The sequence below is a fragment of the Pseudomonas sp. GM24 genome (assembly GCF_000282235.1).
Lineage (GTDB): Bacteria > Pseudomonadota > Gammaproteobacteria > Pseudomonadales > Pseudomonadaceae > Aquipseudomonas.
In genome coordinates this window covers 24631-32603 of record NZ_AKJR01000177.1, presented here as the reverse complement: position 1 = coordinate 32603, position 7973 = coordinate 24631, and the positions used below count along the sequence as shown (strand labels likewise).

The 7973-nt window shown below is 61.0% G+C and carries 9 protein-coding genes; 4 read left to right on the top strand and 5 right to left on the bottom strand.

All coding sequences use genetic code 11. The annotated features are described in order from the left end of the window. Window positions 1-14 precede the first annotated feature (14 nt). Together PMI23_RS19485 and PMI23_RS19480 are read right to left on the bottom strand one after the other, a co-directional pair. Window positions 15-683: an HAD family hydrolase gene (locus tag PMI23_RS19485; protein ID WP_007914986.1), complete on the bottom strand. Its 669-nt coding sequence runs from the start codon at window positions 681-683 to the stop codon at window positions 15-17. Between the two features lie 69 nt (window positions 684-752). After that, window positions 753-1166 (bottom strand): response regulator, encoded by a 414-nt coding sequence (locus tag PMI23_RS19480; RefSeq protein ID WP_007914984.1) that lies wholly within the window; start codon window positions 1164-1166, stop codon window positions 753-755. A gap of 199 nt (window positions 1167-1365) precedes the next feature. Between PMI23_RS19480 and PMI23_RS19475 the strand changes: the two genes are divergently transcribed. Beyond that, entirely contained in the window at window positions 1366-2307 is a 942-nt protein-coding gene (locus PMI23_RS19475) for a class I SAM-dependent methyltransferase (RefSeq protein ID WP_007914982.1), read from the top strand. A gap of 136 nt (window positions 2308-2443) precedes the next feature. Here the strand turns inward: PMI23_RS19475 and PMI23_RS19470 are convergent, their stop codons facing one another. Next, the gene (locus PMI23_RS19470) at window positions 2444-3223 is read right to left on the bottom strand and encodes a helix-turn-helix transcriptional regulator (protein WP_007908170.1); all 780 of its coding nucleotides are present in this window, start codon (window positions 3221-3223) and stop codon (window positions 2444-2446) included. 110 nt (window positions 3224-3333) lie between these two features. Between PMI23_RS19470 and PMI23_RS19465 the strand changes: the two genes are divergently transcribed. Both PMI23_RS19465 and PMI23_RS19460 read left to right on the top strand, forming a co-directional pair. Continuing rightward, window positions 3334-4449, top strand: a complete 1116-nt coding sequence (locus tag PMI23_RS19465; protein ID WP_007908169.1) for a polyamine ABC transporter substrate-binding protein — start codon at window positions 3334-3336, stop codon at window positions 4447-4449. A gap of 149 nt (window positions 4450-4598) precedes the next feature. Next, window positions 4599-5717, top strand: coding sequence for a DmpA family aminopeptidase (locus PMI23_RS19460; protein ID WP_007908168.1), 1119 nt, complete (start codon window positions 4599-4601; stop codon window positions 5715-5717). A 103-nt stretch (window positions 5718-5820) separates the two neighbouring features. Here PMI23_RS19460 and PMI23_RS19455 read toward each other — a convergent pair whose 3' ends face one another. After that, complete coding sequence (locus PMI23_RS19455; RefSeq protein ID WP_007908167.1) at window positions 5821-6408, bottom strand: NAD(P)H-dependent oxidoreductase; 588 nt, start codon at window positions 6406-6408, stop codon at window positions 5821-5823. 86 nt (window positions 6409-6494) lie between these two features. Between PMI23_RS19455 and PMI23_RS19450 the strand changes: the two genes are divergently transcribed. Further along, entirely contained in the window at window positions 6495-7130 is a 636-nt protein-coding gene (locus PMI23_RS19450; protein WP_007908166.1) for a TetR/AcrR family transcriptional regulator, read from the top strand. A 182-nt stretch (window positions 7131-7312) separates the two neighbouring features. Here the strand turns inward: PMI23_RS19450 and PMI23_RS19445 are convergent, their stop codons facing one another. Further along, a complete protein-coding gene (locus tag PMI23_RS19445; RefSeq protein ID WP_007908165.1) occupies window positions 7313-7945 on the bottom strand; it encodes a TetR/AcrR family transcriptional regulator in 633 nt (210 codons plus the stop codon). Between the last annotated feature and the right edge of the window lie 28 nt (window positions 7946-7973).

The window sequence follows — 7973 nt, the reverse complement described above, 5'->3', positions numbered from 1 at the left end:
GGGACTGTGTTGTGTCAGTTTTTTTGCAGGTGAAGTTTGCCGTCGTTGTCGACCTTGACCTGCACCGCAGCATAACTGGCCAACGTCGCATGGGCCGTTTCCAGCGGATGCTGATGCGTCGTGGTGATGATCATCAGCGGTGCACCGGCCGCTTCGGCAGCCTGAATACCGACGGTGGCGTCTTCAAAGATCAGGCAATCATGCGGCTCCAGGCCCAGTCGTTTGGCCGCCAGTAAATAGCCGGCCGGGTCGGGCTTACCCGCCTTCACATCTTCAGCGGTGATCATCACCGCAGGCTCTGGAATCCCCGCCGCCGCCATGCGCCGCAAGGCCAGATCCCGTGGCGCCGAGGTCACCATCGCCCAGCGATCTTTGGGCAGGCTGTTGAGAAACTTCGCCGCGCCGGGAATCTCGACAATGCCTTCAACGTCTCCGATTTCCGCCTCGGTAATGAACGCCGCTTGGGCATCAGCATCCACCCCCGGCAGGTTCAGACGGGTGATGGTATCGATGGCGCGCACGCCATGAATGGTCGGCAAAAAGGTCTCCACATCGACGCCATGGCGCACGGCCCAGGCTGACCAGATCCGCTCGGCGGCGGCAATGGAGTTGAGGACAGTGCCGTCCATGTCGAACAGAAACGCGCCGAACGCGCGATCGAATACAGCATCGTGAGCAGACAAAGGTTCACATCCTCTGGCAAAAGACCGGGCGGGCAATGTAGCACTTGCCCGGCCGATTCACCCAGCGTGTCAGTGCAGGCGCGGTGCCTTGGATTTGAAGGCGCTGTCGACGCAGTCGAGCAACTGCCCAATGGCCCACGGCTTTTTGATGAACGCCACCGGATACTTGACCCCGGAGGTCTCGGGCGTTTCATAACCGGACATGACCATCACCGGTTTGTCCGGCCAGCGGTCGCCGACCAGGTTGGCCAGATCCGCGCCATTAAGGGTGCCGGGCATGGTGATGTCAGTCAGCAGCAACGCCACGTTCGGGGCGTTTTGCTCAAGGTAAAGTGATGCGGCGTCGGCACTGGTCTGCGGCTCGACCTTGAAACCTTCCTCCTGAAGAATTTCGCAGAGAAACTCCAGAATCAACGGATCGTCCTCAACCACCAGAATCAATCCGTCAGGAAGGTGCGCGCTCGCCGTCGGTGTTGGGCACATGGAACTGCACTCCCTGAATTGCATTAACGATTTAGCGGCTTGAATCCGCTGCTTAACTGGTATGAGCAGCGGGCTCTGCAGAAATTCATTTTTGATACAGGTCTTTTGTGAAAGGCCATTTTTGCCCGTCGCAGGCAATCGTTCGCGACGGCGTATTTGTGGTTAAAATGCCGGCCCTTTTGCTTGCCGATCCTGACTGATGAACCCTGAAGCCCTCGCCATTCTCCACGCCCATCTGCTGCCGGCCCTCGCTGCAGCACCGAGCGAAACCCGTCGCCTGTTCCACGGGCGCGGACGCTGCTGGGCCGGGCTGGAGCAGTTGACCGTGGACTGGCTGCAAGGCGTGGTGCTGGTGTCGCTGTTCAAGGAACCGGAGCCTGAGCAACTGGACAATCTCAAGGCGTTGCTGCTGGAGCTCACCGGTTCCGCCGAATGGAAACAGTCTGGCGCGCACACCTTGCTGATCCAGCATCGCTACTTGCCGCAGAGCACTGCCGAATGGCTGCTGGGTGATGAGATCGACGAAATGAGCATCGTCGAGGGCGGCTTGCAATACCGCGTCGACCTGGGCCGCAAGCAAAACACCGGGCTGTTTCTCGACATGCGTTACGGGCGCAACTGGGTGCGCGAACAGGCCAGCGGCAAACGCGTGCTCAACCTGTTTGCCTACACCTGCGGTTTTTCCGTGGCCGCCATCGAGGGTGGCGCGAGCCATGTGGTCAACCTGGACATGTCCCGCGCCGCGCTGAGCCGTGGCCGCGACAACCATCGCTTGAACGGCCATGACCTGAGCAAAGTCAGTTTCCTCGGCCACGACCTGTTCAAGTCCTGGGGCAAGGTGATCAACAGCGGCCCGTATGATCTGGTGATCATCGATCCGCCGTCGTTCCAGAAAGGCAGTTTCCTGCTGACCAAGGATTACCAGCGCGTGCTGCGCCGTTTGCCGGAATTGCTCACCGCGCAGGGCACGGTACTGGCGTGCATGAATGACCCGGCGTTCGGTTCGGACTTTCTGATTGATGGCGTGACGCAGGAAGCGCCGAGTCTGCGTTTTGTAGAGCGGCTACAGAATCCGCCGGAGTTTCCGGACATTGATCCTGAAAGCGGACTCAAGGCTTTGGTCTTCCAGCGCACCCCCTGACACCCCGCCATCGCGCAAACACCACGGCCCCCTGTGGGAGCTGGCTTGCCAGCGATGAGGACGGCGCAGTCGACATCTTCATCGCCCGACATACCGCCATCGCTGGCAAGCCAGCTCCCACAGGTTTTGCGGTGAATCAGGGAGTTGGCGGGCGCAACACCAGCGCAAACAACTCACCATGCCCGGTGACATTGAGCTTGTGATACAGATTGCGGCGATGCACCTTCACCGTCTCCGGCGAGATGCCCATTTGCTGGGCCATCGCCTTGCTGGAGAATCCCTGCAAGATCAGCCGCGCCGTATCGACCTCGCGCACCGTCAGCCGCGCATCGAAACGATCAAGCAACGTTGCCAGATCACCGACCGGCGTTTCCGCCAGCGCGCCCTGCGGCGGCAGCAACTGCACATGCCGACGCATCGCCGCCAACACCCAGTCACGCACGCACAGCAGTCGACCCTGCTCGGCCATGCCGAACGGCGTCGAACGGCCCAAGGACAAACCGAGCACGCCGCCCTCGACATTGATCATGAACTGCAACTCGTCCTCGCCCACCACTGAACGAAAATAGCTCTGGTAGTACTCGCTGTGCAGAAACTGGTCCGGCGCCACCGAGGCGAGGCTGTGCAAGCCGTCGGCAATGCCGGTCGATGCGACCTGGTAAAACGGATCGAGCAGGTACATGCCGGCGCTGTAACTGGCCAGTTCTTCCTGCTCGTCGGCGCGGCCCTGGCTGTCGAAGTCGATCAGCAACTGCGGCGCCTGCCCGGCTTTCATCAGCGCCACCAGCGCGTTGTCCAGCGGCACCAGCAGCCGCAACGTATCGACCAGCGCGCGCCAGAAACCCTCTTGGCCAACAGCGGCGAATACCCGCGCCAGACTTTGATGCACCGGCAGTTCCTGCAGTAACGCGTCCACGCACTACCCCTTTTGAGTAACCCATGATGGGAATGGGTCAGGCGTGACCGGCCCGATAGGCTGAGCACTCCTGTTCATCACCGGCCTGCACAGGCCAGGAGTGCCGCATCATGCGTCGTCACCGTGGCTGTATCAACCTCAGCATAAAACTGGGCCTGCTGGCCGGTCTCAGCGCCAGCTCAATTGCCATGGCCGACGACGCACCAAGCGTGCATGTCTACAACTGGTACGACTACATCGGCCCGAACACCCTGCACGATTTCCAGCGCGACAGCGGTATCCAGCCGGTCTACGACACCTTCGACAGTGCCGAAGTCCTTGAAGGCAAACTGATGACCAGCCGCAGCGGCTACGACGTGGTGGTGGCGAGCAACTTCAGCCTGCCGACGCTGATCAAGGCCGGCGCCCTCGCCCCGCTGCCGCGCGAGCAACTGCCGGGCTGGAAGAATCTCGACAGCGACTTGCTGGCGAAACTGGCCAACAACGATCCCGGCAATCAGTACGCGGTGCCGTACCTGTGGGGCACCAACGGCATCGGCTACAACGTCGACAAAGTGCGCGCGGCGCTCGGCGACAAAGCGCCGGTGGATTCGTGGGATCTGGTGTTCAACGAAGACAACCTCGCCAAACTCGGCCAATGCGGCGTGGCGATGCTCGATTCACCGTCGGAAATGCTGCCGGTCGCCCTGCACTATCTCGGTCTGCCACCGAACAGCACCGATCCTGAAGACTATAAAAAAGCCGAAGCACTGCTGCTGAAACTGCGCCCGCACATCGCTTACTTCAACTCGTCGAAATTCATCAGCGACCTGTCCAACGGCAACATTTGTGTGGCGGTCGGTTGGTCGGGCGCGATGCTGGAAGCCAAGACCAATGCCGAGCAAGCCAACAACGGCGTGAAAATCGCCTACAGCCTGCCCAAGGAAGGCGCGCCGGTGTGGTTCGACACGCTGGTACTGCTCAAGGACGCGCCGAATCGTCCTCAGGGTCTGGCCTTTATCGACTATCTGCTGCGCCCCGAAGTGATCGCGCCGGTCAGTGATCATCTGTCGTACCCCAATGGCAATCGCGCGGCGACAGCGCTGGTGGCCGCCGCGACTCGGGACAATCCGGCGGTGTATCCCTCCGCTGCAGCGATGGCCACGCTGTACACCCTTGAACCCCTGCCGAAAGCCACCGAACGAGTGCGCACGCGGGTGTGGAGCAAGGTCAAGAACGGCCAGTAAGAACAACGCATTCCCCCTGTAGGAGCGAGCCTGCTCACGATAGCGGTCTGCCTGATAACACTGTTTTGCCGGACAAACCGCTATCGCGAGCAGGCTCACTCCTACAGGTTTTGTGATTCACCAGGCATTTTTTAGAGAGACAGAAACCAATGAAACCTCGTGCCCGTGACCTCAACATCCGCATTGGCCAACTACCTCCCGGCCCGCTCAATGCCATCACCGACGTCCCCGGCGTGCGCGTCGGCCACAGCAACGTGCGCGGACGCAGCAGTGCCGGACGCGACATCTGCACCGGCGTCACGCTGATCGAACCGCGTCCGGGTTCGACCAATCAGCAACCGTGTTTTGCCGGCGTGCATGTGCTCAACGGTAATGGTGACGCCACCGGACTTGAGTGGATTCGCGAGGCGGGTCTGCTGACCAGCCCGATTGCGTTCACCAACACCCACAGCCTCGGTGTGGTGCGCGATGCATTGATTGCACTGGATCGCCAGCAACAACCGGACGACGGTCGCCTCTACTGGAACATGCCGGTGGTGCTGGAAACCTTTGACGGCTTGCTCAATGACATCAACGGTTTTCACGTCCAGCCTGAACACGTCGCCGAAGCGCTCTTCGCCGCCGTGGATGGTCCCGTCACGGAAGGCGCCGTCGGCGGCGGCAGCGGCATGATCTGCCATGAATTCAAGGGAGGCATCGGCACCGCGTCGCGCCGTTTGAGCAGTGCTCAGGGCGGCTGGACTGTCGGCGCAATCGTACAGGCCAACCACGGTATTCGCAGTGAGTTGCGGGTCGACGGCTACCCGGTCGGACGTTACATGGAGCAGAAAGATTCGCCGTTCTTGCGCGCCTCATTACCGCATCCGGGCATGGGTTCGATCGTCGTCTGCCTGGCCACCGATGCGCCGCTGTTGCCGCACCAGTGCACACGTCTGGCGCAACGCGCGAGCCTGGGCCTGGCGCGCACCGGCGGCGGTAACGAGGATCACAGTGGCGACATCTTCATCGCCTTCGCCACCGGCAACGCTCACGTGCCGCCCGCGGCCTACGAAGGCAAAGGCGCGCCGACCTGCGATGGTTTGCGCATGGTCAACAATGACCACATCAGCGAGCTGTTCCTGGCCGCCACCGAAGCGGTTGAAGAAGCGATCATCAATGCGTTGCTGACCAGCGACAGCACCGAGGGTAACGGCCATTCGGTGCCGGGACTGGATGCCGAAACCCTGCTCGCTGCCCTCGAAAAATCAGGCTGGCCCGGCGCCCGCTGACACCGTAAAAACACTGTAGGAGTTGCCGAAGGCTGCGATCTTTTGATTTTGCTTTTAAAAGACAAGATCAAAAGATCGCAGCCTTCGGCAGCTCCTACAGGGGTTATGTGAAGATTTGGCTGCCGAGTTCCCTTGCAACCGCCAACTGCTCCCGTGGATCGCGCAACTCCGATTCCGGCAGCAACGTCGAACTCAGCACTGTCGCCCCGCAGTAATCGAAAATCCCGTGTTCAATCTGCGCTTTCATCGCCGCGCCATAGCCATGGCGTTCATAGGTGCGCGCATCCGCGCCGGCGAGGCCGACTAGGTGCACACGCAGGCGCTGCAGCAGCTTCACATGCTTGAGGTCACCACTGAAATCAAAAGCCCAGCCATTGCTGAACACCCGATCAATCCAGCCTTTGAGCAATGCCGGCATCGACCACCAGTACACCGGGTACACCAGCACCAAGGTATCGGCGCGGTCGATGCGTGCCTGCTCGGCCAGGACATCGGCGGGCGGCGCGGACTCACGGTGATGTACCGCGAAATCGGCCGCGCCGAAACGTGGTTCGAAGCCTTCGGCAAAGAGATCGGCGATTTCAAAAGTGTTGGCCGGGTTAGCCTGAACAAGGCTTTCGGCAATTTGCGCGGCGGCGCTGTGGGTCAGCGAGCGTGGGTCGTGATGCGCGACGACGATCAAGGCGTGCATGGCAATTCTCCGGTTGGTGATTGCTCACCAAGGCTTATATACTCTTGGTAAGTTACGAACAGTAAGTTACGTTTGGTATATAAACGATGTCAACCACTGAAATCAGCCAACCCGTCCCCCCCGCTCCGCGGCGTCGCCTGTCCCGTGAAGATCGCCTGCGCCAATTGCTCGATGTCGGCTGGCAAATCATCCGCGCCGAAGGCACCGACGCCCTGACCCTCGGCTATCTCGCCGAAATGGCCGGGGTGACTAAACCGGTGGTGTACGATCATTTCGTCACGCGCTCCGGATTGCTCGCAGCGCTCTATCGGGATTTCGATGCACGACAAACGTTGCTGATGGACGCCGCCGTCGCCCAAAGCGAGCCGACACTGACCGGCATCGCTTCGGTGATTGCCACAGCGTACGTTGATTGCGTGATGCTGCAGGGCAACGAGATACCAGGGATCATCGCTGCGCTGGCGAGCACCCCGGAACTGGAGAAGATAAAGCGCGAGTACGAGGCGATCTTCCTTGAAAAATGCCGCCGCGATCTGGCGCCGCACGCCAGCGGCGGGCAGATCAGCCAGGCCGCATTGCGGGCGATGCTCGGCGCCGCCGAAGCGCTGTCGCACGCGGCGGCCAACGGTGAAATCAGCACGCAAGAGGCCAGTGACGAACTGTTTGCGACCCTCCTGGCCATGGTCGAACGCGCCGCCGCCCGGGCGACTGGCGGTACTTGAGCCACCGCTTGCACACTCCTACGATGGAATCACGCAGTAGCTCCGCTCTTCGAGCACTGCGTAGGCACGGGTGCTCTGAACCCCAATCAAGCCCGTGCCTTGCTTCATGCGCACCTTGAGCCTCACGGGCTCCACTTCCTCCCCATCAAAGAGCTTTGAGGCTCTTTTTTTGTCTGCGTAAATCAGCAGTCCGGCGGTGCGTCGGCGCAAATCGAGCGCCAGGCCGCTTGTGCCAGCAACTCGCGATAGTCCGCCGGGCTGCCCTTCACTCGTCCGGCCAACCAGGCGCGGCAGTAACTGTCGGCCTGACCAATGATCAACGACGGCAACAGTTCGGCGGGCAGCGCCTTGAGTTCGGCAGCGCGTCCCGATTCGGCCAGCCAGTCGCGCAGACGCAGATTGCGGGTCTTGTTGCGCTCGGTCAGTTCGTCTTTGAACGGCCCTTTGGTCACGGCAAATCGTGCGTGGTACTGGAAGCGCGCCCACTGCGGTTGACGTTCGACCCAATCGACGTAGCTGAACACCAGCGCCTGCACACCTTCCTCGGTGGTTTTCGCAGCCTCCAGATAGGCATCGCGCAGGCGCGCCTGATCCTCCAGCGCGGTGAAAAACAATGCGGCGACCAAGCCCTCCTTGTTACCGAAATGGTGATAGATCGCCCCGACGCTGGTGTCGCACTCGGCGCGAATCATGTCGATGGTGGTGGCCTCGATCCCCTGTTCATTGAACAGGCTCAGCGCCTTGCGAAAGATATCGCGCTTGAGTTCGGCGCGACGGCCGGGGTAACTGCGTTCCAGTAGATCTGCGGTGTCCATGCGGCTGACTGCCTGAAAATCGGATTGA

Coding starts and splice junctions, on each gene's coding strand:
- PMI23_RS19465 (WP_007908169.1), top strand. CDS start 3,334: ATGCGTCGTCACCGTGGCTGTATCAACCTCAGCATAAAACTGGGCCTG.
- PMI23_RS19445 (WP_007908165.1), bottom strand. CDS start 7,945: ATGGACACCGCAGATCTACTGGAACGCAGTTACCCCGGCCGTCGCGCC.
- PMI23_RS19450 (WP_007908166.1), top strand. CDS start 6,495: ATGTCAACCACTGAAATCAGCCAACCCGTCCCCCCCGCTCCGCGGCGT.
- PMI23_RS19480 (WP_007914984.1), bottom strand. CDS start 1,166: ATGTGCCCAACACCGACGGCGAGCGCGCACCTTCCTGACGGATTGATT.
- PMI23_RS19455 (WP_007908167.1), bottom strand. CDS start 6,408: ATGCACGCCTTGATCGTCGTCGCGCATCACGACCCACGCTCGCTGACC.
- PMI23_RS19460 (WP_007908168.1), top strand. CDS start 4,599: ATGAAACCTCGTGCCCGTGACCTCAACATCCGCATTGGCCAACTACCT.
- PMI23_RS19475 (WP_007914982.1), top strand. CDS start 1,366: ATGAACCCTGAAGCCCTCGCCATTCTCCACGCCCATCTGCTGCCGGCC.